Source organism: Achromobacter sp. JUb104 (genome assembly GCF_024806975.1).
Classification (GTDB): Bacteria; Pseudomonadota; Gammaproteobacteria; order Burkholderiales; family Burkholderiaceae_B; genus Achromobacter; species Achromobacter spanius.
Window position 1 is genome coordinate 2076668 of the sequence record NZ_JANUEY010000001.1, and the last position, 25389, is coordinate 2102056.

General features: G+C 63.3%; 27 protein-coding genes. 4 read left to right on the forward strand and 23 right to left on the reverse strand.

The window, feature by feature from the left end; all coding sequences use genetic code 11:
• Positions 1-64: 64 nt before the first annotated feature.
• Both M2361_RS09365 and M2361_RS09370 read right to left on the reverse strand, forming a co-directional pair.
• Entirely contained in the window at positions 65-412 is a 348-nt protein-coding gene (locus M2361_RS09365; RefSeq protein ID WP_259248317.1) for an RnfH family protein, read from the reverse strand.
• Positions 402-836 (reverse strand): type II toxin-antitoxin system RatA family toxin, encoded by a 435-nt coding sequence (locus tag M2361_RS09370; protein WP_100855494.1) that lies wholly within the window; start codon positions 834-836, stop codon positions 402-404. Before M2361_RS09370 ends, M2361_RS09365 begins: the two co-directional genes overlap by 11 nt.
• A 109-nt stretch (positions 837-945) precedes the next feature.
• On the opposite strand from M2361_RS09370, the gene smpB reads away from it, so the two are divergent.
• Positions 946-1419 (forward strand): SsrA-binding protein SmpB, encoded by a 474-nt coding sequence (gene smpB, locus M2361_RS09375; RefSeq protein ID WP_006219123.1) that lies wholly within the window; start codon positions 946-948, stop codon positions 1417-1419.
• Between the two features lie 71 nt (positions 1420-1490).
• Here the strand turns inward: smpB and M2361_RS09380 are convergent, their stop codons facing one another.
• The 3 genes from M2361_RS09380 to M2361_RS09390 all read right to left on the reverse strand — a co-directional run bounded on the left by M2361_RS09380 (position 1491) and on the right by M2361_RS09390 (position 4150).
• On the reverse strand, positions 1491-2672 hold the full coding sequence (locus M2361_RS09380; protein WP_259248326.1) for a GGDEF domain-containing protein: 1182 nt from the start codon (positions 2670-2672) through the stop codon (positions 1491-1493).
• 25 nt (positions 2673-2697) lie between these two features.
• The gene (locus M2361_RS09385; protein ID WP_100855492.1) at positions 2698-3624 is read right to left on the reverse strand and encodes an SPFH domain-containing protein; all 927 of its coding nucleotides are present in this window, start codon (positions 3622-3624) and stop codon (positions 2698-2700) included.
• Between the two features lie 88 nt (positions 3625-3712).
• Positions 3713-4150 carry an NfeD family protein gene (locus tag M2361_RS09390; protein WP_259248329.1) on the reverse strand — a complete coding sequence of 146 codons (438 nt, stop codon included), beginning with the start codon at positions 4148-4150 and terminating at the stop codon, positions 3713-3715.
• 168 nt (positions 4151-4318) lie between these two features.
• Here M2361_RS09390 and M2361_RS09395 point away from each other — a divergent pair, with 168 nt between their 5' ends.
• Complete coding sequence (locus M2361_RS09395; protein WP_100855490.1) at positions 4319-5056, forward strand: glutamine amidotransferase; 738 nt, start codon at positions 4319-4321, stop codon at positions 5054-5056.
• 94 nt (positions 5057-5150) lie between these two features.
• Positions 5151-6026 (forward strand): bifunctional transcriptional activator/DNA repair enzyme AdaA, encoded by an 876-nt coding sequence (locus tag M2361_RS09400; protein WP_259248330.1) that lies wholly within the window; start codon positions 5151-5153, stop codon positions 6024-6026.
• A gap of 95 nt (positions 6027-6121) precedes the next feature.
• On the opposite strand, the gene ppsA is transcribed toward M2361_RS09400, so the two are convergent.
• The gene (ppsA, locus tag M2361_RS09405) at positions 6122-8488 is read right to left on the reverse strand and encodes a phosphoenolpyruvate synthase (protein WP_050446543.1); all 2367 of its coding nucleotides are present in this window, start codon (positions 8486-8488) and stop codon (positions 6122-6124) included.
• Positions 8489-8668: 180 nt separating this feature from the next.
• Here ppsA and M2361_RS09410 point away from each other — a divergent pair, with 180 nt between their 5' ends.
• Positions 8669-9496, forward strand: a complete 828-nt coding sequence (locus M2361_RS09410) for a pyruvate, water dikinase regulatory protein (RefSeq protein WP_100855487.1) — start codon at positions 8669-8671, stop codon at positions 9494-9496.
• Between the two features lie 29 nt (positions 9497-9525).
• Here M2361_RS09410 and M2361_RS09415 read toward each other — a convergent pair whose 3' ends face one another.
• The 17 genes from M2361_RS09415 to tsf all read right to left on the reverse strand — a co-directional run bounded on the left by M2361_RS09415 (position 9526) and on the right by tsf (position 25372).
• Positions 9526-9996: a DUF2846 domain-containing protein gene (locus M2361_RS09415; RefSeq protein WP_259248340.1), complete on the reverse strand. Its 471-nt coding sequence runs from the start codon at positions 9994-9996 to the stop codon at positions 9526-9528.
• Positions 9993-10421 carry a hypothetical protein gene (locus tag M2361_RS09420; protein WP_259248342.1) on the reverse strand — a complete coding sequence of 143 codons (429 nt, stop codon included), beginning with the start codon at positions 10419-10421 and terminating at the stop codon, positions 9993-9995. The genes M2361_RS09415 and M2361_RS09420 overlap by 4 nt, the downstream gene beginning before the upstream one ends.
• A gap of 119 nt (positions 10422-10540) precedes the next feature.
• Complete coding sequence (locus M2361_RS09425; protein WP_259248344.1) at positions 10541-11329, reverse strand: RNA methyltransferase; 789 nt, start codon at positions 11327-11329, stop codon at positions 10541-10543.
• Positions 11326-11934, reverse strand: a complete 609-nt coding sequence (gene rnhB / locus M2361_RS09430; protein ID WP_404976316.1) for a ribonuclease HII — start codon at positions 11932-11934, stop codon at positions 11326-11328. The genes M2361_RS09425 and rnhB overlap by 4 nt, the downstream gene beginning before the upstream one ends.
• Positions 11921-13117, reverse strand: coding sequence for a lipid-A-disaccharide synthase (lpxB, locus tag M2361_RS09435; protein WP_259248346.1), 1197 nt, complete (start codon positions 13115-13117; stop codon positions 11921-11923). Before lpxB ends, rnhB begins: the two co-directional genes overlap by 14 nt.
• On the reverse strand, positions 13114-13908 hold the full coding sequence (gene lpxA / locus M2361_RS09440; RefSeq protein WP_259248356.1) for an acyl-ACP--UDP-N-acetylglucosamine O-acyltransferase: 795 nt from the start codon (positions 13906-13908) through the stop codon (positions 13114-13116). Before lpxA ends, lpxB begins: the two co-directional genes overlap by 4 nt.
• Positions 13909-14364 carry a 3-hydroxyacyl-ACP dehydratase FabZ gene (gene fabZ, locus M2361_RS09445; protein WP_006219108.1) on the reverse strand — a complete coding sequence of 152 codons (456 nt, stop codon included), beginning with the start codon at positions 14362-14364 and terminating at the stop codon, positions 13909-13911.
• A gap of 67 nt (positions 14365-14431) precedes the next feature.
• Positions 14432-15529, reverse strand: a complete 1098-nt coding sequence (gene lpxD, locus M2361_RS09450; RefSeq protein WP_259248375.1) for a UDP-3-O-(3-hydroxymyristoyl)glucosamine N-acyltransferase — start codon at positions 15527-15529, stop codon at positions 14432-14434.
• Positions 15530-15546: 17 nt separating this feature from the next.
• The gene (locus M2361_RS09455; protein ID WP_046807180.1) at positions 15547-16107 is read right to left on the reverse strand and encodes an OmpH family outer membrane protein; all 561 of its coding nucleotides are present in this window, start codon (positions 16105-16107) and stop codon (positions 15547-15549) included.
• A 108-nt stretch (positions 16108-16215) separates the two neighbouring features.
• Positions 16216-18549, reverse strand: a complete 2334-nt coding sequence (bamA, locus tag M2361_RS09460) for an outer membrane protein assembly factor BamA (protein ID WP_259248383.1) — start codon at positions 18547-18549, stop codon at positions 16216-16218.
• 53 nt (positions 18550-18602) lie between these two features.
• Positions 18603-19934, reverse strand: a complete 1332-nt coding sequence (gene rseP, locus M2361_RS09465; RefSeq protein WP_259248388.1) for an RIP metalloprotease RseP — start codon at positions 19932-19934, stop codon at positions 18603-18605.
• 43 nt (positions 19935-19977) lie between these two features.
• Complete coding sequence (locus M2361_RS09470) at positions 19978-21177, reverse strand: 1-deoxy-D-xylulose-5-phosphate reductoisomerase (RefSeq protein ID WP_259248394.1); 1200 nt, start codon at positions 21175-21177, stop codon at positions 19978-19980.
• Positions 21174-22031 (reverse strand): phosphatidate cytidylyltransferase, encoded by an 858-nt coding sequence (locus M2361_RS09475; RefSeq protein WP_259248395.1) that lies wholly within the window; start codon positions 22029-22031, stop codon positions 21174-21176. The genes M2361_RS09470 and M2361_RS09475 overlap by 4 nt, the downstream gene beginning before the upstream one ends.
• A 52-nt stretch (positions 22032-22083) precedes the next feature.
• Positions 22084-22848, reverse strand: a complete 765-nt coding sequence (gene uppS, locus M2361_RS09480) for a polyprenyl diphosphate synthase (protein WP_259248403.1) — start codon at positions 22846-22848, stop codon at positions 22084-22086.
• Positions 22849-23023: 175 nt separating this feature from the next.
• Positions 23024-23584 carry a ribosome recycling factor gene (frr, locus tag M2361_RS09485; protein WP_100855474.1) on the reverse strand — a complete coding sequence of 187 codons (561 nt, stop codon included), beginning with the start codon at positions 23582-23584 and terminating at the stop codon, positions 23024-23026.
• Positions 23585-23599: 15 nt separating this feature from the next.
• Positions 23600-24316 carry a UMP kinase gene (pyrH, locus tag M2361_RS09490; RefSeq protein ID WP_046807187.1) on the reverse strand — a complete coding sequence of 239 codons (717 nt, stop codon included), beginning with the start codon at positions 24314-24316 and terminating at the stop codon, positions 23600-23602.
• Positions 24317-24493: 177 nt separating this feature from the next.
• On the reverse strand, positions 24494-25372 hold the full coding sequence (tsf, locus tag M2361_RS09495; RefSeq protein WP_050446559.1) for a translation elongation factor Ts: 879 nt from the start codon (positions 25370-25372) through the stop codon (positions 24494-24496).
• Between the last annotated feature and the right edge of the window lie 17 nt (positions 25373-25389).

Sequence of the window (25389 nt, forward strand, 5' to 3'; positions counted from 1 at the left end):
CAATGTCAGCCAGGGCGGACCGCCCACGCGCGTGGGCAGCGCCGGGCCAATTACAGCAGCCCGATTACAGCAAGCCGGCTGGCCGCACCCGGCCGTTCTTGGCCGTCTTGGCGCGCCGGTGTTCGGCGCGGCGGCGGCGCGATTCCTTCGGGTCGAAGCTCAGGCCGCGATAGATTTCAACGCGATCCCCCTCGGCCAACCTGGACTGCGGTTCGGTGGCCTTGCCGAAAATACCCACGCCCCGCTCCCAGGGCTGCACCACGGGAAACGCCTGCGCGAACCCGCTGGCCGCCAGTGCGTCGGACACGGTGGCGCCCTCGGGCACGCGCAGTTCGCGCAGCCACACGTGGCCCGGCAAGGCATAGCAGACGCTGACGTTGATCAGCGCGGCCACGGAGGGCTCATTCGCCATACTTGGCCTGCGCCCGCTTGGTGAAGGAATCAATGAAGCTGGTGGCGATACGGTTGAAGACGGGCCCCACCACCATTTCCAGCGCACGGTTCGAAAATGCGTACTCCATGGTGAACAGGACCTTGCAGGCGTCTTCCGCCAAGGGTTGGAATTCCCAATGCCCGATCAGGCTGGAAAAAGGCCCATCCACCAGTTCCAGGTCGATCCGGTCGGGATAGACGTGGGTGTTGCGCGTGGTGAAGCGCTGCTTCATGCCCGCAAAACTGATCAGGATAGAGGCCTGCATGCCGTGTTCATCGCGGCTTTGCACCTCGGCCCCGCCGCACCACGGCATGAACTCGGGGTACTTCTCCACGTCGGCAACCAGGTCGAACATCTGGGCGGCGCTGTAAGGCACCAGGACGGATCGTTGTACTTTGTGCATCGACTATCGCAAATGGCTAGAATGGCAAGATTTTACCGGCACCGCGCACCATGAGCCTAATGAGGCGCTTCGCAGCGAGCAAATTGGCGTTATCAGCAAAAAAGGCGTTATGAGCATTATCGACAACCGCAAGGCCTCGCACGACTATTTCATTGAAGACCGCTATGAAGCCGGCCTTGTCCTGCAAGGCTGGGAAGTCAAAGCGATCCGTGACGGCCGCGTGCAGCTAAAGGAAAGCTACGTCATCGTACGCGATGGCGAACTGTACCTGCTGGGCATGCACGTCAGCCCGCTGCCCACCGCCTCCACCCATATCCACCCCGACGCCATGCGCACGCGCAAGCTGCTGCTCAAGGCCGAGGAAATCAGCAAGCTCATCGGCAAGGTCGAGCAGCGCGGCTACACGCTGGTGCCGCTGAACCTGCACTACAAGAACGGGCGCATCAAGCTGGACTTCGCGCTGGGCCGTGGCAAGAAGCTGTTCGACAAGCGCGACACCGCGCGCGAAAAAGACTGGCAGCGTGAAAAAGAACGCATCATGAAGCACGACACGCGCGCCCCGCGTAAAGACAAAGACGATTGAACCAGTCAGGTTGAACGAGGGCGATTGAACGAGTCCGCCTCAACAAGGGCGCTTGAACCAGGGCGATCGGTTCAGGCCGCCGCCGGCAAACGGTCGGCCGGCTCGCCCGGCCCGACGATGCGGTTGCGCCCCGCCTCCTTGGCTCTATAAAGCTTGCGGTCGGCGCGTTCAAAAAACACCTGCAAGTTTTCGCCGGGCACCCATTCGGCCACACCCGCACTGAACGTATAGGAAATGGTGCTGCCGCCATGCGCGCAAGGCGTGCGCCGCACGGAATCCAGCAGCCGGGCCGCCACGTCCATGACCGCGTCACCGCGCATGTCCGGAAACAACACGCCGAACTCCTCGCCGCCCACGCGGCCGACATGGTCTCCCGTGCGCAACGTGGCCGTGGCCAGCAAGCCGAAATGGCGCAGCACGGCGTCGCCCGCCACGTGGCCATGCGTGTCGTTGATGCGCTTGAAATAATCGACATCCAGCAGCAGCAAGGTCAAGGGACGGCGCGTGCGCAGCGCCTGCGCGCAATAGCGCTCGGCCTGCATCCACCACGCCTTGCGCGACATCAACCCCGTCAGGAAGTCCGTGTTTGCCTCTTGCTCGCGGTCCGCCAGCATGCGGTCGTGGATGATCATGATGGTGCCCAGCGTCAGGCACGGCATGATCAGCACGCCCAGAGTCAGGAAGGCGATGTTCCAGGCGCTGGGTTCCAGCAACGGCAGCGGCAGCGCCAGGTCCAGCAGATAGACCGCGGCCCGCAGCGCGCAGAGCGCCGCGGAAATAACCGACACCGCCCACACGAAGCGGTAGCTGTAGCGCGAACGGTGCGTCGGCATGTTGCGCTGGACCGTAACGGCAACCGCCAGCAGAAAACCCATTTGCAGCAGCGACATCACCACGATGCGCGGCCCGACCCGCCAATCCACATAGGTGTAGGCCAGCAACACCACCAGCGCCAGCAAGCAAGCCAACGTCATCAGGTGCTTGGGCACGCTTAAGCCCAACAGCCGCCGCACGCCCGAGTAATACGAGAATAACGCAAGCCCGACCGCCGCGTTCGGCACCACCACCGACAACCACCAGGGCGCCGACGTGCTCTGAAGCGCAAACGTAAAAAACGCCAACAGCGTGAGCAAGTTGGCGCGTATGGTTTCGCGGATGCCGGCCATGCCGCTGCGAGCCAGCGACCCCAGCACGCAGAGCGATAGCACCCCCGCCAGTGCTGCTATCAAAAGCAAATTAACGGGAGCGATCATGGGCGGCGCGCCGCGAAGCGCGGGGTCAGGTGTTGCGCGTGGCTTTCACGATGGTCATGGCCGAGGCGATCATGCCGCCCACGTCCGACATATTGGCCGGCAGGATCAGCGTGTTGCCTTCCTTGGCCACATTGGCGAACGCTTCGACGTAGCGCTCGGCCACCTTCAGGTTGACGGCTTCCATGCCGCCCGGCTGACGCACCGCGTCGGCCACCTGCGTAATCGCCTTGGCGGTGGCTTCGGCAATGGCCAGCACCGCGGCGGCTTCACCTTGCGCCTGGTTGATCTGCGCCTGCTTCTCGCCTTCCGAGCGGGCAATGGCGGCTTCGCGTTCGCCGGTGGCGATGTTGATCTGTTCCTGGCGGCGGCCTTCCGAGGCCGCGATCAGCGCGCGCTTTTCACGTTCGGCGGTAATTTGCGCCTGCATCGAACGCAGGATCTCGTTGGGCGGCGTCAAGTCCTTGATCTCGTAGCGCAGCACCTTCACGCCCCAGTTCAGCGCGGCCTCGTCCAGCGACGACACGATGTTGCTGTTGATGGAATCGCGCTCTTCAAAGGTGCGGTCCAGTTCCATCTTGCCGATGACCGAACGCAAGGTGGTTTGCGCCAACTGCGTGATGGCCGAGATGTAGTTCGACGAACCGTACGACGCGCGCATCGGGTCGGTCACCTGGAAGTACAGCACGCCATCCACCTGCAATTGCGTGTTGTCGCGCGTGATGCAAACCTGGCTGGGCACGTCCAGCGGAATTTCCTTCAGCGAATGCTTGTAGGACACGCGCTCGATGAAGGGGATGACAAAGCCCGCGCCGGGCGACAGGACGCGGTCGAACTTACCCAGGCGCTCGACCACCCAAGCATGCTGTTGGGGCACGATGGCAATCGACTTGATGACGATCAGGACCGCCAGCGCGACAACAACGAGCAGGACGATAGTGGATGTATCGATCATGATTTGGAACCTCTTCTGGAGTAAATGCGATGGCGCTCCGGCCGGTGACCTGGAACGCCTTGCGGACCGCGCATGGCGCGATCCGGTTCTACCTAGCCGTACCCGGCGCGCCCAGGGGCGTCAGCACCAGGGTCGAGCCGCGCAGTTCGGTAATGATGTATTCGCCGGCGGCGGGCGTTTGCCCCGGCGCCAGTTCGGCCTGCCAATGGGCGCCGCGATACCAGACGCGGGTGGTGCCGTGTTCGGACCAGGACTCCACCGAAACCGTCTGGCCGATATCCAGATTCACGTCGGCGTTGCGCGCGGAATTGACTTCGCGCTTTTTCAGCACGCGCGTCTTGCGCAACACCAGCAAGCCCAGCAGCAACACCACGCCGCACGCCACCAATTGCCATTCCAGGCCACTGCCGAACCAGGCGGCGGCCCCGGCGGCTGCCAGGCCCAAGGCCACCAGCAGCAGATAGAAAGTACCCGTCGCCAATTCCCCAATAAGGGCCAGCGCGGCCAGTCCCAGCCAGATCCACATAGTTGTAATGCCGCCCGAAAGGATGAGTCGTGTGCGGATTGTACGTATTTCCGGGACGCAACGGTAAGGCAGCCGCCATCAAGAAAGTTTGCGCTGGATTATGATGTGCCCTGACGCGCCGATCCCACCCGGATTGCCCGCGTCGGCCTATTCCAAGCACACCTATCCATGACCGCTGCAATATCCCCTGCCCTGCCCGTCTTGATCCTGCACACCGGCGATCCGGAAGACATGCTTAAAAGCCAGTTCGGCGGCTATGCCGAACAATTGAAAGAAGCGGCCGGACTGGCCGCCGACGCCGTCGAAATCGTCTCCGTACACGAGGGCCAGCGGCCCCAGCCCCCCGCCCACTACCGCGCCGCGCTGATCACGGGTTCGCCCGCCATGGTCACGGACAAGGAACCCTGGAGCGAAGACACCGCCGCCTGGCTGCGTGACGCCGCTGCCGCTGAACTACCCATGTTCGGCGTGTGCTACGGCCACCAGTTGCTGGCGTATGCGCTGGGCGGCAAGGTGGGCTACAACCCGGCGGGCCGCGAAGTCGGCACGCAAACCGTCGAACTGCTGCCCACCGCCTCCGGCGACAAGCTGCTGGCGGGCCTGCCCCGCACCTTCCCCGCGCAAATGCTGCATGCCCAGACCGTGCTGCAACCGCCCCCCGGCTCGGCCGTGCTGGCTCGCTCGGACCTGGACGAGCACCAGATGATCCGCATCGGCCGCAACGTCTTTTCCACCCAGTTCCATCCCGAATTCGGCCCTGATTTTGTGCGCGCCCACCTGGACCGCTACAGTCGCCGTTACGCCGCCGAAAACCTGGACATGCCCGACTTGACGGCAAACGTGCGCGCGACCCCCGTGGCGGGCGGGCTGCTGCGCCGTTTCCTGGACGCCTACGCGCCCGCCTGAACGGCCGCGCGCAACATCCGGAGTGCGGGGCTGGACGGCACCTGAGACCATGAACCTAAAGCGCAATCCATTACGCGCATGTCAGGAGTCATCGATGAGCCCCGCCGCAGCCCCCTCGAGCACACAGCAAGCCACCGCCGCCTTGTTAAGCAAGCAACACGCCAGCGTGGTCGAACGCGCCTGCCGCGCCCTGGAGGCCGAGCAGCCGCCCGACCTGACCACGCTGGCCGAACAGGCCGGCATGAGCCGCTTTCACTTTCACCGCGTCTTCAAGGCGGCCACGGGGATTACGCCCAAGGCCTACGCCAACGCGCTGCGCGCCGCCCGGGCGCGCCAACAACTGGAAAGCAGCGCCAGCGTCACCGACGCCATGTACGACGCCGGCTTCAACTCCAGCGGACGGTTCTACGAAGCCGCCCCCGCCATCCTGGGCATGACCCCCACCGCCTTTCGAAAGAACGGCGCGGGCATCGACATCCGTTTCGCCGTGGCGCAATGTTCGCTGGGCGCGCTGTTGGTGGCGGCCACGGGCACGGGCATCTGCGACATATCGCTGGACGCCGACCCCGAACAATTGGTTCGCAACCTGCAAGACCGCTTCAAGGCCGCTCGCCTGATCGGCGCGGACGCTGAATTCGAAACCTGGGTGGCCGCCGTGGTGAGCTTCGTCGAAGACCCGTCGCGCGGGCTGGACCTGCCGCTGGACGTGCGCGGCACCGCCTTTCAGCGCCGTGTGTGGGAAGCGCTGCGCGACATTCCGGTGGGCACGACGGCCACGTACACGCAGGTGGCCGAACGCATCGGCGCGCCCCGCGCCGTACGCGCGGTGGCCCGCGCCTGCGCCACCAACAACATCGCCCTGGCCATTCCGTGCCACCGCGTGGTGCGCACCGACGGGTCGATGGCGGGTTACCGCTGGGGCATCGACCGCAAGCGCGAATTGATCGCGCGTGAATTGAAAGCGGCCTAGTACACGCCCGCTCTTCGCGCCCGTTCTTCGCGCCCACAAGCAAAAACCCCGCGTCCTGATCGGACGCGGGGTTTTTTGTTGGAACCGCCAGCCGCTTATTGCTTGGCCAGGCGCTGCCAGGTGTCGACAACGGTATCCGGGTTGAGCGACATCGACAGGATGCCCTCGTCCTTCAACCATTGCGCGAAGTCCGGATGGTCGCTGGGGCCTTGGCCGCAGATACCCACGTACTTGTTGGCGGCAAGGCAAGCCTTGATCGCGCGGCGCAGCATGAACTTCACGGCTTCGTCGCGTTCGTCGAAGTCGGCGGCCAAGAGCTCCATGCCGGAATCGCGGTCCAGGCCCAGGGTGAGCTGGGTCATGTCGTTGGAACCGATCGAGAAGCCGTCGAAGAATTGCAGGAATTCGTCGGCCAGGATGGCGTTGGACGGCACTTCGCACATCATGATCAGCTTCAGGCCGTTTTCACCGCGAGCCAGGCCGTGCTTGGCCAGCAGGTTCACAACCTTTTCGGCCTGACCCAGCGTGCGCACGAACGGCACCATGATTTCAACGTTGGTCAGGCCCATGTCGTCGCGGACCTTCTTCAGCGCTTCGCATTCCATGCGGAAGCACTCGGCGAAGTCCTCGGCGATGTAGCGCGATGCGCCACGGAAGCCCAGCATGGGGTTCTCTTCCTCGGGCTCGTAGCGCGAACCGCCCACCAGCTTGCGGTATTCGTTGGACTTGAAGTCCGACATGCGCACGATGACCGGCTTGGGGTAGAACGCGGCGGCAATCGTCGCCACGCCTTCCGCCATCTTCTCGACGAAGAACGCACGCGGGCTGGCGTGCCCACGGGCGGCCGATTCCACGGCCTTCTTCAGTTCGCCGTCCACGTTCGGGTAGTCCAGGACTGCCTTCGGGTGGATGCCGATGTTGTTGTTGATGATGAATTCCAGGCGCGCCAGACCGACGCCGCCGTTCGGAATCTGCGCGAAGTCGAACGCCAGTTGCGGGTTGCCCACGTTCATCATGATCTTCAGATCGATGGCGGGCATTTCGCCACGGCGCACTTCTTCCACTTCGGTTTCGATCAGGCCGTCATAGATGCGGCCTTCGTCGCCTTCCGCGCAAGACACGGTCACGGCCTGGCCTTCCTTCAGCAGGTCGGTGGCGTTACCGCAACCCACCACCGCCGGAATGCCCAGTTCGCGCGCGATGATCGCGGCGTGGCAGGTACGCCCGCCACGGTTCGTCACGATGGCCGCGGCACGCTTCATCACGGGTTCCCAGTTGGGATCCGTCATGTCGGTGACCAGCACGTCGCCCGGCTGGACCTTGTCCATGTCGGAGATGTCGCCCACGACGCGGACGGGGCCGGCGCCGATCTTCTGGCCGATTGCGCGGCCGGTGATCAGGACCTGGCCGGTAGCCTTCAGACGGTAGCGTTGCTGCACATCGTTCACGCCCTGCTGCGACTTCACCGTTTCCGGGCGCGCTTGCAGGATGTAGATCTTGCCGTCGACACCATCACGGCCCCATTCGATGTCCATCGGGCGCTTGTAGTGCTGTTCGATGATGACGGCGTAGCGGGCCAGTTCATTGACCTCGTCGTCGGTCAGCGAATAGCGGTTGCGCTCGGACACGGGCACGTCCACGGTACGCACGGCGCGGCCTTCCGGACGCTCGGGGTCGAATTCCATCTTGATCAGCTTGGAGCCGATGCGGCGGCCAACGATGGGGAACTTGCCTTGGGCCAGCGTGGGCTTGAAGACGTAGAACTCGTCGGGGTTGACCGCGCCTTGCACCACGGTTTCGCCCAGGCCGTACGACGACGTGATGAACACGACGTCTTCAAAGCCGGATTCGGTGTCGATGGTGAACATGACGCCGGCGCTGCCCTTGTCGGAACGCACCATGCGCTGGATGCCGGCCGAAAGGGCCACATCAGCGTGGGCGTAGCCCTTGTGCACGCGATAGGAGATGGCGCGGTCGTTGTACAGCGACGCGAACACGTGGCGGATCTTGTCCAGCACGTCGTCGATGCCCACGACGTTCAGGAAGGTTTCCTGCTGGCCGGCGAAGGACGCGTCGGGCAGGTCTTCCGCCGTGGCGGACGAGCGCACGGCAAACGAGCCCTTGCCGTCAGCGTCGAGCTTGGCAAAGGCTGCACGGATTTGTGCTTCGAATTCAGCCGAGAACGGCGCTTCGACGATCCATTGGCGGATCTGCGCGCCGGCGTTGGCCAGCTCGCGCACGTCTTCGGGGTTCAGCGTCGTCAGGCGTTCAGCAATGCGCTGATCCAGGCCCGAGGCCTTCAGGAAATCGCGGAAGGCGTCGGCGGTCGTGGCAAAGCCGCCCGGTACGCGGACACCCGCGCCAGACAGCTGGCTGATCATTTCGCCTAGTGATGCGTTCTTGCCTCCTACCGAGTCCACGTCCGTCATGCGGAGCTGCTCGAACAAAACAACATACGACATTGAAGTCACCTTTTACAATGGAATGAAAGCGAGTTAGGTCAAAGCACGAATCGGCGGAAATTTCCGCTTTTTCACACGCTGACCAAACTGGCCTTGGACCGCCCTTGGGGTGACTTATAGGGGCCTGATTGTACTCGGTGGAGTACCCTCGGCTATCTGACTGGTTGGAATTTTTTACACATGACATCTACCCCGATCGCACGCACGGTATACATCGTTTCCGACAGTACCGGCATCACCGCCGAGACCTTCAGCCAGTCGGTGCTGTCGCAGTTCGAAGAGGTGGAATTCAAGCCTATCCGACTGCCTTTTGTCGACACACTTGAGAAGGCGGCCGAGGTCGCCATGCGCATCGACCGCAGCGCGCTTGAAGCCGGGGTGCCGCCCATTGTGTTCAGCACCTTGGTCAACCCCGAGATCCTGGCGCGTGTTCGCCAGGCGAACGGCATTTTCATGGACCTGTTCGGTACCTTCGTCAGCCATATTGAACAGGCGCTGGGCTTGAAGTCCAGCCATTCCATCGGCCGCTCGCACATGCAGGCCAATTCGGAAAAATACCGCAACCGCATCGACGCCATCAACTTCAGCCTGGCGCATGACGACGGCCAGTTCGTCAATCAACTGGACCAGGCCGACGTCATTCTGGTGGGCGTGTCCCGCTGTGGCAAGACGCCCACCAGCCTGTACCTGGCCATGCAATACGCCATCAAGGCGGCCAATTTCCCGCTGACGCCCGATGACTTCGAGCGCGGCACCCTGCCCTCGACCATCGCGCCGCATCGCGGCAAGCTGTTTGGCCTGTCCATCCAGCCCGAACGCCTGGCCGAAGTCCGCAACGAACGCCGCCCCAACAGCCGCTATTCGCAACTTGAGCAGTGCCGTTACGAAGTGGCGGAAGCTGAACGCATGATGCGCCGCGAAGGCATTTCGTGGCTGTCCAGCACCACCAAGTCGATCGAGGAGATCGCTACGACAGTGCTGCAGGAAGTGGGGCTGGATCGAGGCTGAACGGGTGAGCGGGTTGCCCGCTCATCGCCTTACAGGCCTGGCACTCGCTCGGGGCTGGCGGCCCCCCAATAGTGCAGGCCGCGCATTTCGTTTTCCGCCAATTCGGGCGGATCAACCAAGTGCATCGACAAATTGCCCACGGCTCCCGTGGCGCCATACACCTCGGCCATGACCCGGATATAGCGCGTCTGGCCGGGGTCCAGCATGAAGCTCACGCCGTCGCCGGTCCAGTACAGGTTGGTGACGACGTAGCTGCCGGCAGGCCGGTCAACAAAGAAAAAGGCGCCCGGCTTGTTGCGCCCGACCACTTCGCCATTGACGCGCATCTTTTGCTGCGCGGCTGCCAGATTGGTCGGCTGCGGCTGATAGAAATAGATGCGGCCATTACCCTGCGCAATAGGCGGGATGCTGCCTTGCAGCGCTTCGTACTTGCCCCCGGCGCAACCCGCCAGCACGGTCACGATGGCGGCTGCCGCCAAGCCCTTGAACCACGATTTCATTGACGCATCTCCACGGGCAAAGTCACAGGACGGGTAAGCGGCAGGTATGCGCTTTCGCCCGGCAAGTAAAAACCGAGCAGTCGGCCGGACGAGGCAACCAGATAGGCCTCGCCCTGACGCCGGGTTTGAATCGTGAACAAGCCGTCCTGGGCGCGGTAGACGTCGCCCTGCGGCAAGGCGCCCACACGGCGCCATTGCGAGCCCGACCGCAGCGTTACGCTGCTTTCGTTCGGCAACGACGCAATGACCATCCTGGACAGTTGAATCGTGTAGACGGGGTCTGCCGCCGCCACGGGAACCATGCCGATCTTCTGCGTGCTGACCGACATGCATCCCGCCAGCGCGACGACGCAAGACGCCAGCAGCAAGCCTTGCGCCCCGCGCACAAAGCGCGCATGAAATCTATGAAACAGCGATGACGCCATAGCCACCTCGGATTTGCAAAGCGTGAAGTATATGAGTACGACAGACTTTTACAAAACATGCCGCCTCGCGACAGTTTCCGTAACGGCGGTGCGTGATGGCGCCTGGTCAGCGCGCCTTGTCAACGGCCTGGGGCGGCCAACGCCTGACGACGTTGCTCGAACAGGCACACCGCGGCGGCCGCGCCAACATTCAGCGACTCCACGGCATCCATGTCATGCGGGATGCAGACTTTAAGGCTGGCCGCGGCCAGCAGTGCTGGCGCCACGCCTTGGCCTTCATGCCCGAAGACCCATGCGCACCGTTGCGGCAGGCTTCCTGAATACAGGTTTTGCGCGCCGTCCAGGGCCGTGGCCACCAAGGGCACCCGCAACTGCGCAAGCAGATCGGTCAGATCAACGTGCTCGTGAATAGACAGCGAAAAATGGGCGCCCTGCCCGCTGCGCAAGACTTTCGGCGACCAGGCGGCGGCCGTGCCGGTTGCCAGGAACACGCGCTTCACACCGGCGGCCGCACAGGTGCGCAACAAGGTGCCGACGTTGCCGGGGTCCTGGATACGATCGAACAGCACACAGTTTTCTTCCACGGTGGCCGGCATGTCCAGAATGGGCGGCGTCACCAGAAACGCCACGCCCTGCCCGCTTTCCACACTGGCCAAGGACTGCATCAGCCGGGCGTCCAGGGCCAGGCAGCGCGACTCGGGCACGGCAGCCGCAAGCGCGGCGATGTCGGGCTGGGACAGGCGATCAACGTCGAAAATTGCTTGATCGGGCGCACCATGGTGCTGCAACCAGGCTTGGCACAGGTGCACGCCATCAAGCAGAACGGGCGCGCCGCGCTTGCCTGCCGTACCGGCCAGCTTGGCCAGGGCCTTGACGGCTGGGTTCTCCCGAGAACTGATGTGCTTCATGACACCAGGCCGAATGCCTTGATGGGCGCGAAACTGCGCCGATGTTCGGCGCAGGGGCCATGTTCACGCAGCATCTGCAGGTGCAGCGCGGTGCCGTAGCCCTTGTGCTGGTCGAACGCATATTGGGGATACAGGCTATGCAGGCGCAGCAGATCGGCGTCGCGCGCCGTCTTGGCCAGGATGGACGCCGCCGAAATGGCGGGCACCAGCGCATCGCCCTTGATGACGGTCTGCACCGTGCAGCCCAGCTTGGGCGCCTGGTTGCCATCCACCAGCGCAAGCTGCGCCGGTATGGACAGCCCCTGCACTGCCCGCTGCATCGCCAGCATGGTGGCGCGCAGAATATTCAGGGTGTCGATCTCTTCTACGCTGGCGCTGGCAACGCACCAGGCCAAGGCGTATTCCTGGATTTCAAGCGCCAGGGCTTCGCGGGTGGCCGCCTTGAGCACCTTGGAATCCGCCAGCCCGTCGATGGGGCGCGCGGGATTCAGGATCACCGCCGCCGCATAGACGGCGCCCGCCAAGGGGCCACGGCCCGCCTCGTCAACGCCGGCCGTCACCATGGCGGGCTGCACCGGGGCCGCGAACAGGTCAGGCTGCTCCACCCGCCACCTCCAGGATCGCCTGGGCAGCCAGGGCCGGCGTATCGCGCAGCAATTCCTGGTGCATGGCGGTAAAGCGGGCCTCAACACGGGCAATCAACGCATCGTCGGTCAACGACGCCCACGTCGCCTCGGCCAGCTTTTTGGGCGTGGCGTCGTCTTGCAGCAATTCGGGCACGGCGAAGTCGCGCAGCAGCACGTTGGGCAGGCCCACCCAAGGCAGATACGGCCGTTGCTGCCCCGACTTCCACGTCATGATGCGGCGCATCCACGGCGACAACACGTAGGAAATCACCATGGGCCGCTTGTACAGCGCCGTTTCCAGCGTGGCGGTGCCGCTGGCCACCAACACGGCATTGGCCGCTTCCATGACGGACCACGCCACCGGCGCCTTGCGATCGCCGCCAGCGCCGTGCAGATCATCAGCGGTAATGCAGCGCAAGCCGGGCACCGGGTGCTCGGCCAGAATCGCCTGGAATTCGGCGCGCCGCTGGTCGTTGACCATGGGCACGACGCATTGCAAGGCAGGATCTTTTTTCAGCAGCAATTGCGCCGCTTGAAGAAAGCGCGGCGCCAGCAGGCGGATCTCGGATGACCGGCTACCCGGCAGGATCGCCAGCACGCGCGCGTTCGGATCGATGCCCAGGCTGGCGCGCGCGGCGGCGCGGTCCGGCTGCATGGGAATGGCGCCGGCAAGCGGATGGCCCACATAGGTCACCGGAATGTTTTCCTTCCGGTAGATCTCTTCCTCGAACGGGAACAGCACCAGCATGTGCGACACCGACTCGCGGATCTTGTGGATGCGCTCGTAGCGCCACGCCCAGATGGACGGCCCCACGAAATGCACCGTGGGCGTACCGGCCAGACGCAGTTGATGCTCCAGCCGTAAATTGAAATCAGGCGCGTCGATGCCCACGAACACCTTGGGCGGCTCGGCCAGCCAGCGTCGTTTGACGTCGCGATAAGTGGACAGCAAGCTGGGCAGGCGCTTCAGTGCATCGACGTAGCCGAACACGGTCAGCGCATGCATGGGATGCCAGGTATCGAATTCGCGCGCCTGCATCTGCGGCCCGCCTATGCCTTCGCAGCGCACGCCAGCGTCACGCGCTTGCAGACCGGCAATGATACGACCGGCCAGCAAGTCGCCCGAAGGCTCGCCGGCCACCATGCCGATCCGCGTGTTCATGGACGAATGATGCCGCGCGACGCGACTTCCAGAAAATCAAGCATCGTTTGCAGGTGCTCGGCCGCTTCGGGAATTTCTTGTTGGCGCTTGTGCAATTCGGCACGCGCGGCGTCCAGCGGCAAACCCCGGCGATAGATGATCTTGTAGGCTTCGCGCAGTGCCGAAATCATCACCGGCGTGAACCCGCGACGCTTCAGGCCTTCGACGTTGACGCCCACCGGCCGGCACGGATTGCCCGCTGCCAGCACGAACGGCGGCGAATCCTGCATCAGCGAGCTGTTGCCGCCGGTCATCGTGTGGGCACCCACGCGCGCGAACTGGTGCACGCCGGTCAGGCCACCGATGATGGCCCAATCGCCCACATGCACGTGTCCGCCCAACTGCACCGAGTTGGCCAGGATCGTGTGGCTGCCCACGTGGCAATCGTGTGCAACGTGCACGTATGCCATGATCCAGTTGTCACTGCCCAGCGTCGTCTCACCGCCATCCTGCACGGTGCCCGTGTTCAGCGTGACAAATTCGCGCACGGTATTGCGGTCACCGATCGTCAAGCGCGTTTTTTCGCCCGCATACTTCTTGTCTTGCGGCATGCCGCCGATCGAGCAGTAGCGATAAAAGCGGTTGTCGCGCCCGATGGTGGTCACACCATCAATCATGCAGTACGGACCAATTTCGGTCCCGGCGCCGATGGTGACGTCTGGCCCCACCACGGCGAACGGGCCGATCACGGCGCTCGGGTCGATTTTTGCCGCCGGGTCAACGACCGCGGTAGGGTGGATGTTTCCTGCCATTTACTCTTCCAGGCTACGAATCGCGCACATCAGTTTGGCGGACGCCACTTCTTGTCCATCAACCGTTGCACGCGCAGCGTACTTACAGATGCTGCGGCTCAGGCGTTCGGCTTCGACTTCAATGCGCAGTTGATCGCCAGGCACCACGGGGCGGCGGAAGCGCGCGCCATCGACGCCGACCAGGTAGTAGGCGGTCTTGGAGCTATCGCACTTGAGCCCGCCGTTTTCGTCGGTAAACGAGAACAGCGCCGAGGCTTGGGCCATGGCTTCCACGATGAGCACGCCCGGCATCACCGGATGGTGGGGAAAGTGGCCGTTGAAAAACGGTTCATTGATCGAGACATTCTTGATGGCGACGATAGACTTGCCGGGCACCATTTCAACGACACGATCAATCAGCAGCATCGGATAACGATGCGGCAGCCTCTCCATGATCCCCTTGATGTCGAGTTCCATTTTTCTATGCTTTCCTGCGAGATGAAATTATTTTGGCGCGTGCACGCCGAGGCGGCAATCGCGCCCCTTAATCTTTTTCCAGCGTGCGCACGCGGCGGCGCAGTTGCGCCAACTGTTGTATCACGGCGGCGTTGCGCTGCCATTCTCCATGCTCGGCATACGGGAACACGCCCGTATAGCGGCCTGGCTTGTTAATGCTGGAGGTGACCGCCGTGCCACCTGAAATGTGCACGTCGTCGCCCAAGGTCAAATGGCCGGATAGCATCGCGGCGCCGCCGATGGTGCAGCGTTCGCCGATGGTCGTGGACCCTGCGATGCCGACGCATGCCGCTACCGCGGTGTGCGCGCCGATGCGCACGTTGTGCGCCACCATGATCTGGTTGTCCAGCTTGACGCCATCGGACACCACGGTGTCGTCCAGGGCTCCCCGGTCGATGGTGGTGTTGGCCCCGATTTCGACATCGTTACCCACGGACACGCCACCCAACTGGGGAATCTTGCCCCAAGCGCCCTGCCCCAGCGTCGGGTCCGGCGCAAAGCCAAAACCGTCCGCGCCCAGCACGGCGCCGCTGTGGATGATTGCCCGTTCGCCCACTTTCACGCCTTCGTAAAGGGTGACGTGTGCGTGCAGGCGGCTGCCCGCGCCAATGGACGAACCCACCCCAACAACGCAGCCTGGCCCAAGAATGGTGTCGCGACCGATGCGCGCACCCGCTTCCACCACGCAATTGGGGCCAATACGCACACCCTCTTCGAGGACGGCATCAGGCGCCACAACGGCGGAAGGATGCGTAGACCCCGGCAGCGCCGGCCGACGCGCGGCGTCGAACCATTGCGCCACGCGGGCGTACAGCAGATAGGGATGTTTGCAGACCACCAGCGCAAAGGGAGGCCGAACGGCCCCCTCGGCTTCCAGCGCTTCGGCCACGTCTGCCGAGACGATGACCGCCCCCGCCTGCGTGGACCCCAGTTGACTTTGGTAGCGCGGGTTGGCCAGGAAAGTAATTTCCTGGCTACCAGCCGAAGACAAGGTCCCGATACCGCGGACCTTGAAGGGTTCTACGCCGGGAGGCGCGCTGATGCGCCAGTCCATACCCTGGGTATTGGCGGCGCTCAACAGTGCTTCAAGGGTCGGCGCGCGAGCAAGATCCAGTAAAACCGGCATGGTGCGACGGGTACTGCTTACTTGCCCAGGCTCTGAATCACCTTGTCGGTGATGTCGATGCGCGGGTTGACCGTCACGGCGTCCTGGATGATCAGGTCGTAGCTTTCTTGCTCGGCGATGCGCTTGATGGCCTCGTTGGCCTTCGTGACGATGCCCGAGAATTCTTCATTGCGACGGCGATTGAAGTCTTCCTGGAATTCACGACGCTTGCGTTGCAGGTCGGTATCCAGGTTGGACAGTTCGCGCTGGCGCTTCACACGATCCGACTCCGACAGAACCGGCGCGTCCTTGTCGAACTTCTCGGCTTGCGAACGCAGGCTGTTGTTCAGGCGCTGGAGTTCGTCGTCGCGCTTCTTGAATTCGGCTTCGATCTTGCTTTGCGCCGTCTTGGCCGGACCCGATTCACGCAGAATCCGTTCAGTGTTGACGAAGCCGATCTTGGTGTTTTGAGCCTGCGCGGGAATCGCAGCAGCCGAACCGAGAATGAGCGCACCCACCAGGGCAATGGAGCCGCCCAGCTTGCCACGGCGCTTGGCGCGCGGCGTATTCGATGATTTAAGTGCGAAATCAGACATCATGAAAATCTCACCTTCCGTAAGGCAAAGCCAAAGTGTGTATTGTGCCACTAAACAGCAAGGGAGCCGGCCCATGGGGCCCCTCCCTTGTTTTCAAGCGTAACGGCGCGCTTAGAATCCGGTACCGATCTGGAACTGGAAGCTTTGCTTGTCGTCGCCCTGCTTGGAGTTAAGTGGACGGGCGTAAGACAACTGCAACGGCCCCATCGGCGACTGCCACGACAGGCCGATACCGGCCGAGAAACGCCAGCCGCAAGGATCTTCGACCTCGGTATTGTCGCGGCCGCGGGTGCAGCTCAGACCACTGCCGGCAGCAACCTGGCCCGCGTCGCTGAAGATGAACCAGCGCAGCGTACGGTCCTTGCTGGCGCCCGGGAACGGCAGATACAACTGGGCATTGGCCACGATACGGCGCGTGCCGCCCAGATAGTCGCCCGTGAGCGTATCGCGCGGACCCAGCGACGACCCTTCGTAGCCGCGAACGGTGCCGATACCGCCGGCATAGACGTTCTTGATGACCGGGTAGTCCTTGCTGCCGTAGCTGCGGCCCCAATCCACCATGCCGTTCAAGGCCAGCGTGTAGGAACCGCCCAAGGGCACGAAGTACTGCTGCTGACCCGTCAGCATGGTGTATTGCAGGTCCACCGTGGACACGTCGGCCTTCAGGCGCGTGTACGAACCGCTCGTGGGCGCCAGGGCGCTGTCTCGGGTGTCCTTGGACCAGCCGGTGCTGAAGATGACCGAGTTGGTCGAATCGCCGTACTGCCCCACGAAGTCCTTGTAGGCCTGCGGCGAATTCGTGAACAGGTCGATCTGGTTGTGCTCGAAGTTCGCGCCCAGGAAGATCCGGTCGTACTCGGAAATCGGAATACCGAAGTTCATGCCCAGGCCGATGGCCTTGACGCGGTAGTCACCGTCGTTGTTGTTCCAGGGCTCGGTCACGCGGTAGTACGCGGACGTGGTGCGGCTGATGCCGTCCTTGGTCCAGTACGGATCGGTGTGCGACAGCACGATCGCGCGGTTCGTCTTGCTGGTGTTCAACTGCAGCGTCAGGTTGGTGCCGCTGCCGAATACGTTGTCTTCGCTGATACCGGCCGACAGAATCGCCTTTTCAGACGAGCCGTAGCCCACACCCAGGTTGATCATGCCGGTAGGCTTTTCTTTCACGTCGACGTTTACGTCGACCTGGTCGGGCGAGCCCGGAACCGGATCGGTCTTGACGTTGACGTCGCTGAAGTAGCCCAGGCGGTCGACACGGTCGCGCGAGGTCTTGATGTCTTTCGCGTCGTACCAGGCGGCTTCCTGCTGGCGCATTTCGCGGCGCACGACTTCGTCGCGCGTGCGGGTGTTGCCGCCGATCTGGATGCGGCGCACATAAACACGGCGGCTCGGGTCGACGTAGAACGTCAGGTCGGCTTCGTGCTTGGCGCGATCCAGTTGCGGGTTCGGGTTGACGTTGGCAAACGCGTAGCCCAGTTCACCCAGGTAATCGGTAATGGCCTTGGCGGAGTCGTTGGCCTTGGCGGCCGAGAAGGTCTCGTCCGGCTTGACCTGCACCAGCGCGTTGATTTCCTTGTCCAGGCCCAGCAGGTTGCCGGCCAGCTTCACGCTGCGCACCTTGTAGGGCTCGCCTTCGTGAACGGTAATCGTGATGCGGATATCTTTGCGGTCGGGTGAAATCGTGACCTGCGGGGGCTCGACCGAGAACTCCAGGTAACCCTGGTCCAGGTAGAACGAGCGCAGGCGTTCCAGATCGCCTTCGAGCTTTTCGCGGGAATACTTGTCGGTATCGGTGTACCAGGTCAGCCAGCCCGGCGTGGTCAGCTTGAATTCGTCGAGCAGATCGCTTTCCGAAAAAGCCTTGTTGCCGACGAAGCGGATTTCCTGGATGCGGGCGACATCGCCTTCGAACACGTCGAAGCTCACGCCAACGCGGTTGCGCGGCAGCGGCGTCACGGTGGACGTGACTTCAACGCCGTACTTGCCCTTGGACAGGTATTGCTGCTTCAGTTCGTATTCCGCGCGCTCAAGCATGGAGCGGTCGAAAATGCGGCCTTCGGCAAAACCGACCTGCCCCAGCGAAGTGGTGATCGCCTTGGAGTCGAATTCGCGCATGCCGTTGAAATTGACGGAGGCGATGGTCGGCCGTTCCTGCACCACGACCACAACCACGTTGTTGTCCGTCTGGATCTGGACGTCGGTGAAAAAGCCCGTGCCGTACAGGCGGCGGATGGCCTCGGTCGCTTCTTCTTCGGTGAATTTCTCGCCCACTTTCACGGGGAGATAACCGAAGACGGTGCCGGCGTCAGTCCGTTGAATCCCTTCTACGCGGATATCCCGCACGACAAAAGGGTCGAAGGCTTGGGCCATGGCCGGCAGCATTAATGCGGCGATGAGACCCGGCAGTACACCCTTTTTGTGATGAAACATCCGGCGAAAAGACATCCTTGACTATCCTCGGTCGTGCAAATGGCGGGGGATTTTATGCTAAATCGCGATTAGGTGAATAAACGCGTGAAATCGTTAAACAGCGCAAGCCCCATAAGGCCTGCCAATAAACCTATGCCGGCGCGCTGTCCAATATCGATCCACCTCGCTGGCGGCGGGCTACCCCGCACAATTTCGACGAGATAGTACAGCAGATGGCCGCCATCAAGCATAGGAATGGGAAGCAAATTTAATACACCCAAGCTGATACTGATCAACGCAATATAGGCGATATACGCAACAATGCCGATTCTGGCGGTCTGGCCGGCATAGTCCGCGATGGTGACCGGACCGCTGACATTGCGCCACGAGACATCGCCCGTGACCATGCGGCCCATCATGCGCAGCGAAAACCAGGCCGTGTCCCAGGTGCGCACCGCACCCAGCCACACGCTTTCGAACAAGCCATAGCGCACGGTCACCATGGGCACGTCGCCGCCCAACTGGACGCCCAGCCGGCCGATTTCCTGGCCGTTCACCACTTCGGGGCGCGGCGTGACATTCAGCGAAATATTGGCGCCATCGCGCAGCAAGGTCAGCGTCAGCGTCTGGCCGGCGCTTTGCTGGATCTGCTTGATGACCGAGCCCGTTTCCGGCGTGGGTTGGCCGTTGATGGCGACGATGGTGTCACCGGTGCGCAGGCCGGCTGCCTGGCCTTCGCCGCCGTCGTTGACGGCGCGCACGCCAGGCTTGGGCTGAGCCAGGCGGATACCGGCCGCGGCAAGCGGGTCGCCGGCGGAAGGGTCCATGGCGTTGGGCGGCAAGTTCAGTTCACGTTGCTGGACCGAGCCCGACGGGGTGCTGACTTCAACCAGCGCGCGGCCACCGGTGGACAGAACGTCCATCAGGCGCCAGCGCGCATCCGACCACGACGCGACTTCCTGGCCATCAATGGCAAGGATGCGGTCGCCAGCCAGCAGGCCGGCCTGCGCGGCAGGCGATTCAGCGGTGGGTTGGGCGATGATGGCCTGCGGTTCGTCCGTACCGGCCATGTTCAGCCCGGCATACAGGAAGACCGCAAGGATCAGGTTGAATAGCGGGCCGGCCGCGACGATGGCGATGCGCTGGCCAACCGGCTTGTTGTTGAATGCGCTGGCGGCCTCGGCCGGCGTGGCGCCGGCGGGCGCTTCGTCTTGCATCTTGACGTAGCCGCCCAGCGGCAAGGCGGACACGGCCCATTCCGTGCCATGCTTGTCCGTGCGGCGCAGAATGACCTTGCCGAACCCCAACGAGAAGCGCAGCACTTTCACGCCGCACAGGCGGGCCACCCAATAGTGTCCCAGCTCATGGAAGGTGATCAGTGAGCCAAGCGCTACGGCAAAGGCCAGCAGGGTGAAAAGCATGGGGATCGGGATCTAGGGAATCAGAAGCAAGCGGGGCCAGCCGTCAGGCCAGCCCAAGGTTACCTGCGAAGGTGCGCGCATCAGCGTCCAGCGCCAGCACTTCGTCAAGGCTGTTGAGCGTAACAGATGCTTGCCCCGCCTGCCACTCCAGGGTGGCTTCGATCACGCGCGCGATCCAGGTGTAGGGAAGACGGCCGTCCAAAAACGCCGCAACGGCGACTTCATTGGCGGCGTTGAGCGCCACGCAGGCGCCCTGCCCGGCCCGCAAGGCGTCAAAGGACAAGGCCAGACAAGGAAACCGAGCCAGATCGGGCTTTTCGAAATCCAGGCGACCCAGGCGGGTCAGATCCAACGGCCCGACGCCGCTTTCCAGACGTTCAGGAAAGCCCAGCCCATAGGCAATGGGGGTACGCATGTCGGGCTGGCCCAACTGCGCCAGCACGGAGCCATCGTCGTACTCAACCATGGAATGCACGACGCTTTGCGGGTGCACCACTACTTCGATTCGGTCGGCGGGCATGGCGAACAGCCAATGCGCCTCGATCACTTCCAGCCCCTTGTTGAGCATGGTCGCCGAGTCCACCGAGATCTTGCGGCCCATGCTCCAGTTCGGGTGGGCGCAGGCTTGAGCGGGGGTCACATCGTGCAGGTCTTCGAGATCGCGCCCGCGGAACGGGCCGCCGGAGGCCGTCAGCAACAGGCGGCGTACGCCCGGCGCGGGCGCGTCAGGCGCCTGGGCCCGCCCGCCGTGAGGCAGACACTGGAAAATGGCATTGTGTTCGCTATCGATGGGAAGCAGTTCCGCGCCGTTGTCGCGCACGGCCCGCATGAAGAGCGAGCCCGCGGCGACCAGCGCTTCCTTGTTGGCCAGCAACACGCGCTTGCCGCTACGCGCGGCGGCAAGCGCGGCGGGCAAGCCAGCGGCGCCCACGATGGCCGCCATGACCGAATCGCACTGCGGGTCCGCCGCCGTATCGGCCAGCGCCTGCGCGCCCACACGGATGTCGGGCATGGGCTGCGCGCCCGTCCAGGCGGCAATGAATCGCTTGCGGGCGGCCGCATCCGGCACCACCACGACGGCGGCGCGGCTGGCCAGGGCCTGCTCAGCCAGACGCTCCATCCGGCTGTGGGCGGACAGCGCGTAAACCCCCAGGCGTTCGGGGTGGCGGGCAATCACATCCAGCGTGCTTTCACCGATCGATCCGGTCGACCCGAGCACGACGACGCGTTGAAAAACCGTCAAAACAGCACTCCAGACAAAATTAGCGCAAACGGCGCGACGGGAAGAATCGCGTCGATTCGGTCATACACCCCACCGTGGCCGGGCAGCAGCGTGCTGGAATCCTTGCGACCCGCGCGGCGCTTGAGCAGCGATTCGAACAGGTCGCCCACGATGGACACCACGCCCAGCAACGCGGCAATGGGCAGGGCCAGCCAGAAGCTCCAGCGTTCCACCAGCGCGTGGCCGAACGAGCCGGCCCACAGGCTGGACAGCCCGATCCAGACCACCGCGCCCAGCACTCCGGCAATGGCGCCTTCGATGGTCTTGCCCGGACTGACCCTAGGGGCGAGCTTACGCTTACCGAAGGCGCGGCCGGCGAAATACGCGGCAATATCAGCCACCCAGACCAGCGCCAGCAGCGACACCACAAAGCCCGCGCCGCGCGCGACGAACATCTGCGCCAGCACGGCCCAGGCGGCAAAGGCGGCGGGTACGGAAAAGACGGACCAGCCCAGGCTGGCGGGCGGCGCATCGGAACGGCCGCGAATCACGGCGGTAACGCCGCCGAACAGCCAGACGGCGGCGACGGCGGGCACCACATAGCGCAGCACCCAGGCCGGATCGCGCCAACCCACGCCGCCACCGGCAAGCCAGGCCGAGGCAAGCGCCAGCATGCCGGCGAACAGCAGCACGGCGACGCCGATGGAAATCAAGGGGGACGGAGGCTGGGGCAGCGTCAGGCGCAGCCATTCCCAGTTGGCGCAGGCGGCGGCCAAGGCCAGCAAGGCGACAAACCACCAGGGGTTGGCGCTGATCATCGCGGCGGCCAGAATGGCCAACAGAATGACGGCGGTAACGATACGCTGGCCCAACATATGACGGTCTCCTCGTGTGCTGCTCTGGAAAGACGCGCTTGTCGCCGTCTGCTTACTGCGCGCCGCTTTCGTTGACTTGCGCGCTGGTGCGGCCGAAGCGGCGTTCGCGGGTGCGATACCAGTCAAAAGCCGCTTGCAGCTCGGCGGCGCCAAAATCCGGCCAATAGCGGTCCGTGAAGTAGAACTCCGCGTAAGCCATCTGCCAGATCAGGAAATTGGAAATGCGCTGCTCACCGCCGGTGCGGATGAACAGATCGGGCTCGGGCGCCCACGACATCGACAGATGCCGAGCCAGGCGCTCTTCATTGACTTGCTCGGGGTGGGACGCAAGCTCGGGTTCGGCTGCCAGCATCGCGCGGGTGGCCTGAAGAATGTCCCAGCGTCCGCCGTAGTTGGCGGCAACCGTCAGATGCAGGCGGTCGTTGTGCGCGGTACGTGCCTGCGCGGCCATGATCAGCTCTTGCAGGCGGGGTTCGAACGCGCTCAGGTCGCCAATGACATGCAAGCGCACGCCCTGCTCGTCCAGCTTGCCGATCTCGCGCTCCAGCGCCTGCACGAACAGGCGCATCAACAGCGAGACCTCTTCGGCGGGCCGGCGCCAGTTTTCGGAACTGAAGGCGAACAACGTCAGGTAGCGCACCCCGGCGCGCCCACAGGCCTCGACCACGCGGCGCACGGCCTGCACGCCCTTAGCATGGCCGGCAGTGCGAGGCAGCAGCCGCCGCGTAGCCCATCGCCCGTTGCCATCCATGATGATGGCGACGTGTTCGGGTATGTCGCGAGTATCGGGAACCGCCTGGGTCGAACTGGTTGCCATGGGTGTGGGGCTGCGCGGAAGGCCGGCGAAAATCAGAAATACGGGAGAAAAACCTGCGCCGTCGTTCCATTGCTGCATAGCGGTGCTGCGAAGCAATGGTAAGGACGGCGCATAGGCAAGAAAATCCTGACGCCGGGGAAAACGGGCTATCCGTCTACCCCGAAACAATCACGGATTATACGGTCATGATTTCTGCTTCTTTCTGGACGACCATCTTGTCGATGTCCGTCACGGCACGATCGGTCAGCTTTTGGACATCGTCCTGGGCGCGACGCTCGTCGTCCTCGGAGATCTCCTTGTCCTTGACCAGCTTCTTCAACGCTTCGTTCGCTTCACGGCGCAGGTTGCGCACGGCGATCTTGGCATCTTCGCCTTCGCTGCGCACGACCTTGGTCAGGTCACGGCGGCGCTCTTCGGTCAGGGCGGGCATCGGCACGCGGATGGTGTCGCCCATCGAGATCGGGTTCAGACCCAGATCCGATTCACGGATAGCCTTTTCAATCGGGCCGGCCATTTGCTTTTCGTAGGGCTGCACGCTGATGGTGCGGGCGTCCACGAGGTTGACGTTGGCGACCTGACCGACCGGCACGGGCGAACCGTAGTAGTCGACCTGTACGTGGTCCAGGATGCCGGTGTGGGCGCGGCCCGTCCGGATCTTGCCCAGGTTGATCTTGAGCGTATCAAGCGACTTGGCCATCCTGGCTTCGGCGGATTTGCGGATTTCTGCTGCGCTCATGGAATTTCCTTTTCTTTAAACGTGTACCAACGTGCCTTCGTCTTCGCCGCTGACCACTCGCTTGAGCGCGCCGGACTTATTGATCGAAAACACTTTGATCGGCAGTTTCTGGTCACGGCACAACGCGAAGGCCGTGGCGTCCATGACTTCCAGACGGCGCACGATCGCTTCATCGAAGCTGATGCGCGAATAGCGCGTCGCGGTGGGATCCTTGTTGGGATCCGCACTGTAGATGCCGTCCACTTTGGTGGCTTTCAACACGATCTCCGCGCCGATTTCGGCGCCACGCAAGGCGGCGGCGGTGTCGGTCGTGAAGAAGGGGTTGCCCGTGCCCGCCGCGAAGATGACGACCTTGCCCTCTTCGAGGTAGCGCAAAGCCTTCGGGCGGATGTAGGGTTCGACGACCTGATCGATGTTCAGGGCGGATTGTACGCGGGTGTCGATACCCTTGTGCTTGAGTGCGTCTTGCAACGCAAGCGCGTTCATGATGGTGGCCATCATGCCCATGTAGTCGGCGGTGGCGCGGTCCATGCCCTGCGCACCCGGGGCGACGCCACGGAAAATGTTACCTCCGCCAATGACGATGGCCAGTTCGACGCCGGTGGCGGCGACTTCGGCGATCTCATCGGTCATGCGGACGATGGTGGAACGGTTGATGCCAAAAGCATCCTCGCCCATCAGCGCCTCGCCGGAAAGTTTGAGAAGAACCCGTTTGTATGCTCTGCTGCTCATAGGTGATATCCCGAAGAACAATCCGACGAAAGTGTAAGACAAGAATGAGGGAACCCCCTCAATGCCGCGGATTCGCCCTCTGCCCAGGAGGTTTTCCCCCATGGACCGGCCCCGCGGCGTAAAAAGGCCGGACTAGAATTTAATCTAGTGCCGGCCTTTAAGCACTACCCCTGACGGTTAGGCTGCGCCGGCGGCGGCAGCGGCAACCTCAGCGGCAAAGTCGCTGGTCTTCTTCTCGATACCTTCGCCGACAACAAACAGCACGAACTTGCTGATCGAAGCGCCATTGGCCTTCAGATGCTGTTCGACCGTGTGCTTGTCGTTCTTGACGAAAGGTTGCGACAGCAGGGTCACTTCCTTCAAGAACTTGGCGACCGAACCTTCAACCATCTTGGCGACGATGTCAGCCGGCTTGCCGGATTCGGCGGCCTTCTGCTCGGCAACCGAACGCTCGGCGGCGATGTCGGCCGGGTTCACGCCGTCGGCGTTCAGGGCCTTGGGCTTGGTGGCGGCGATGTGCATCGCCAGGTCCTTGCCCACTTCCTCGGCGCCGGAGTATTCCACCAGCACGCCGATCTTGCCGCCGTGCACGTAGCTGGCCAGCGCGTTCGGCGTCTCGATGCGCTCGAAACGGCGGATCGAGATGTTTTCGCCGATCTTGCCGATCAGGGCGGTACGGGTCGTTTCAACGGTGCCTTCACCGAACGGCAGGGCCGACAGAGCGGCGACGTCGGCCGGGTTCTGCGTGGCGACCAGTTCAGCCAGCTTGTTCACGAAGCCGACGAAGTCGTCGTTCTTGGCGACGAAGTCGGTTTCGCAGTTGATTTCAACGACGGCGCCTTGCTTGGCATCGGCGGAGATGAACAGACCGATCAGGCCTTCGGCGGTGACGCGGGCAGCGGCCTTGCTGGCCTTGTTGCCCAGCTTGACGCGCAGGATTTCCTCGGCGCGAACCAGGTCGCCTTCGGCTTCCGTCAAGGCCTTCTTGCACTCCATCATGGGCGCGTCGGTCTTCTCGCGCAGTTCCTTGACCAGGGCAGCGGTAATTTCAGCCATGTTTGCTCCAAATTTTG

Excerpts from the sequence above, each read along its gene's own strand:
- M2361_RS09365 (WP_259248317.1), bottom strand. The coding sequence starts at position 412 with ATGGCGAATGAGCCCTCCGTGGCCGCGCTGATCAACGTCAGCGTCTGC.
- M2361_RS09370 (WP_100855494.1), bottom strand. The coding sequence starts at position 836 with ATGCACAAAGTACAACGATCCGTCCTGGTGCCTTACAGCGCCGCCCAG.
- smpB (WP_006219123.1), top strand. The coding sequence starts at position 946 with ATGAGCATTATCGACAACCGCAAGGCCTCGCACGACTATTTCATTGAA.
- M2361_RS09380 (WP_259248326.1), bottom strand. The coding sequence starts at position 2,672 with ATGATCGCTCCCGTTAATTTGCTTTTGATAGCAGCACTGGCGGGGGTG.
- M2361_RS09385 (WP_100855492.1), bottom strand. The coding sequence starts at position 3,624 with ATGATCGATACATCCACTATCGTCCTGCTCGTTGTTGTCGCGCTGGCG.
- M2361_RS09390 (WP_259248329.1), bottom strand. The coding sequence starts at position 4,150 with ATGTGGATCTGGCTGGGACTGGCCGCGCTGGCCCTTATTGGGGAATTG.
- M2361_RS09395 (WP_100855490.1), top strand. The coding sequence starts at position 4,319 with ATGACCGCTGCAATATCCCCTGCCCTGCCCGTCTTGATCCTGCACACC.
- M2361_RS09400 (WP_259248330.1), top strand. The coding sequence starts at position 5,151 with ATGAGCCCCGCCGCAGCCCCCTCGAGCACACAGCAAGCCACCGCCGCC.
- ppsA (WP_050446543.1), bottom strand. The coding sequence starts at position 8,488 with ATGTCGTATGTTGTTTTGTTCGAGCAGCTCCGCATGACGGACGTGGAC.
- M2361_RS09410 (WP_100855487.1), top strand. The coding sequence starts at position 8,669 with ATGACATCTACCCCGATCGCACGCACGGTATACATCGTTTCCGACAGT.
- M2361_RS09415 (WP_259248340.1), bottom strand. The coding sequence starts at position 9,996 with ATGAAATCGTGGTTCAAGGGCTTGGCGGCAGCCGCCATCGTGACCGTG.
- M2361_RS09420 (WP_259248342.1), bottom strand. The coding sequence starts at position 10,421 with ATGGCGTCATCGCTGTTTCATAGATTTCATGCGCGCTTTGTGCGCGGG.
- M2361_RS09425 (WP_259248344.1), bottom strand. The coding sequence starts at position 11,329 with ATGAAGCACATCAGTTCTCGGGAGAACCCAGCCGTCAAGGCCCTGGCC.
- lpxB (WP_259248346.1), bottom strand. The coding sequence starts at position 13,117 with ATGAACACGCGGATCGGCATGGTGGCCGGCGAGCCTTCGGGCGACTTG.
- lpxA (WP_259248356.1), bottom strand. The coding sequence starts at position 13,908 with ATGGCAGGAAACATCCACCCTACCGCGGTCGTTGACCCGGCGGCAAAA.
- fabZ (WP_006219108.1), bottom strand. The coding sequence starts at position 14,364 with ATGGAACTCGACATCAAGGGGATCATGGAGAGGCTGCCGCATCGTTAT.
- lpxD (WP_259248375.1), bottom strand. The coding sequence starts at position 15,529 with ATGCCGGTTTTACTGGATCTTGCTCGCGCGCCGACCCTTGAAGCACTG.
- M2361_RS09455 (WP_046807180.1), bottom strand. The coding sequence starts at position 16,107 with ATGATGTCTGATTTCGCACTTAAATCATCGAATACGCCGCGCGCCAAG.
- bamA (WP_259248383.1), bottom strand. The coding sequence starts at position 18,549 with ATGTCTTTTCGCCGGATGTTTCATCACAAAAAGGGTGTACTGCCGGGT.
- rseP (WP_259248388.1), bottom strand. The coding sequence starts at position 19,934 with ATGCTTTTCACCCTGCTGGCCTTTGCCGTAGCGCTTGGCTCACTGATC.
- M2361_RS09475 (WP_259248395.1), bottom strand. The coding sequence starts at position 22,031 with ATGTTGGGCCAGCGTATCGTTACCGCCGTCATTCTGTTGGCCATTCTG.
- uppS (WP_259248403.1), bottom strand. The coding sequence starts at position 22,848 with ATGGCAACCAGTTCGACCCAGGCGGTTCCCGATACTCGCGACATACCC.
- frr (WP_100855474.1), bottom strand. The coding sequence starts at position 23,584 with ATGAGCGCAGCAGAAATCCGCAAATCCGCCGAAGCCAGGATGGCCAAG.
- pyrH (WP_046807187.1), bottom strand. The coding sequence starts at position 24,316 with ATGAGCAGCAGAGCATACAAACGGGTTCTTCTCAAACTTTCCGGCGAG.
- tsf (WP_050446559.1), bottom strand. The coding sequence starts at position 25,372 with ATGGCTGAAATTACCGCTGCCCTGGTCAAGGAACTGCGCGAGAAGACC.